A 578-nucleotide genomic window follows, 5' to 3' on the forward strand; every position below is an offset into this window, starting at 1 on the left:
CGCCACCGCGACGATCGCGTCGAACGGTGCTTGGCAGGCGGCCGTCCACTCGGCCGGCGGCATCAGCGGGGCCGTGCCGGTGCCCAGCCGCGACGTGACCTGGTCGATCTTGGCGTTGGCGGCGTCGATCTGGCCGCGCGCGGTGCGGAACGACGCCGCGACGGCGGCCGGTGCGCCCGGCCGGGCGAGCAGCTCGTCGATGCCGGCGAGGCTCGACGCGAGGACGGCGCGATGCTGCCCGTGCGTGACCTTCTGGGCTTCGCTGGCCGCCTGGCCGGAGTTGACGTTGGCGCGCAGCAGCGAGCATTGCAGGCCGTAGCGGTCCCGGGCTTGCCAGGCGAGCCGGCGCACCTGGACCATCTCGCCGATCAGCGGGTGGCTCATGCGGGCGCGGTTCGATCGCCTGGTCGAGGGCGTCCCGATCCGGCACATCGACGGCGGCGAGGGCCGCGCGAGTCGCCTCGTAGCGGGCGGTGGCGGTCCGTTGCAGCGCATCGAGCTTCGGCGTCGGGTCGTCTTCCGCGATGAGCGCCGTCATGGCGGTGCCGCGCTGGCCGCGGATGTCGCGGATCGCCTCG

Annotated in this window: 1 protein-coding gene and 1 pseudogene; one reads left to right on the plus strand and one right to left on the minus strand. The window is 74.6% G+C overall.

Annotation, left to right across the window (positions count from 1 at the left end; translation table 11 throughout):
* Nucleotides 1-384: pseudogene (locus ABTU92_RS29190) on the minus strand (methyl-accepting chemotaxis protein); the annotation flags it as partial.
* Here ABTU92_RS29190 and ABTU92_RS29195 point away from each other — a divergent pair.
* The coding region (locus ABTU92_RS29195; protein ID WP_408095053.1) for a hypothetical protein at nucleotides 383-578 on the plus strand (196 nt) is incomplete at its 3' end. The pseudogene ABTU92_RS29190 and the gene ABTU92_RS29195 sit on opposite strands and share 2 nt — an antisense overlap.

The organism is Rhodoplanes sp. SY1 (assembly GCF_046000175.1).
Taxonomy (GTDB): domain Bacteria; phylum Pseudomonadota; class Alphaproteobacteria; order Rhizobiales; family Xanthobacteraceae; genus Rhodoplanes.